1 protein-coding gene is annotated in these 1,043 nt (G+C 68.5%); it reads right to left on the bottom strand.

Annotation, left to right across the window (positions count from 1 at the left end):
* Nucleotides 1–153: 153 nt before the first annotated feature.
* The coding region (locus ACEN88_RS32535; RefSeq protein ID WP_413346376.1) for a L,D-transpeptidase family protein at nucleotides 154–1,043 on the bottom strand (890 nt) is incomplete at its 5' end.

The raw sequence follows: 1,043 nt of genomic DNA, 5'->3' as shown, positions 1-1,043 counted from the left end.
CACCTGCAGGATGCGACGCCGCTCACCTTGGGCCAGGAATTCTCCGGCTTCGTGGGGCATCTGGCGCAGCCAGACGAACAGGCCGCCGGCGCCCACCAGCACGCCGAGCAGGAAGGTCATCAACCATCTCATCGCCGTCTCCTTTGCTTCGTTTTAGTCTTGCAGAACGACCTCGGTGCCCGCCTGGACGAGGCCCGCCACTTCCGATGCGCTCCAGTTCGTCAAGCGGATGCAGCCGTGCGATTCGCTCTTGCCGACCGAGGCCGGCACCGGCGTGCCGTGGATGCCGTAATGCGGCTTGGTCAGGTCGATCCACACGACGCCGACCGGGTTGTTGGGGCCCGCCGCGACGGTCGTCTTCTTGTCGCCCGGCTTGGCGTCCCAGAACAGTTTCGGGTTGTAGTGGTAGGTGGGGTTGCGGTGCACGCCCTCGATTTTCCAGTTGCCGATCGGCAGAGGATCATGTTCGCTGCCGCTCGACACGGGATACTGGGCCAGCACGGTGCCGCCGGCGTCCTGCAGCTGCAGGATGCGGGCCTCCTTCGACACGACGACGCGCGCTGCCGCCGCCAGCGCCGGGGTGCCGACGACATTCGGCACGACGATCTGCTCGCCCGCGCGGCCCAGGTCCTTGCCGGGGTTGAGTTTTTCCAGCAGAGCCGGGCTCGCGTGGAATTTCTCGCCGAGACCTTCCGCCGGCGTGGCGTAGCCGAGCGTGGGCAGCTTGGCCTTTTCCATCATGTCGTCCGGCACGGGGCGGAACGGGCCCGCGACGTCGGTGTCGGCCAGCGTGTAGGTCAGCAGGGTCGGCGTCTGGTCGATGTTCAGCGCGTTCCATGTGGCGTCGTCGAGCTTGCCGGTCGGATTCAGGCCGCGCGCCTTCTGGAAGCCGGCCAGCGCCTGGCGCATGTTGGAGCCGTAGGCGCCGTCGATTTCGCCCGGCGAGAAGTGGGCGCGGTCGAGCAGCATCTGGGCGCGCAGCAGCCGCTCGAATTCGGCCGCCTGCGCGGCGGCCGGCTCGGCCTGCGTGGCCGGGGTGGCGG

Source organism: Massilia sp. CT11-108 (assembly GCF_047302915.1).
Classification (GTDB): Bacteria; Pseudomonadota; Gammaproteobacteria; order Burkholderiales; family Burkholderiaceae_D; genus Telluria; species Telluria orientalis.
The sequence above is the reverse complement of the archived record's forward strand: the minus strand, read 5'-3'. Positions and strand labels throughout refer to the sequence as shown.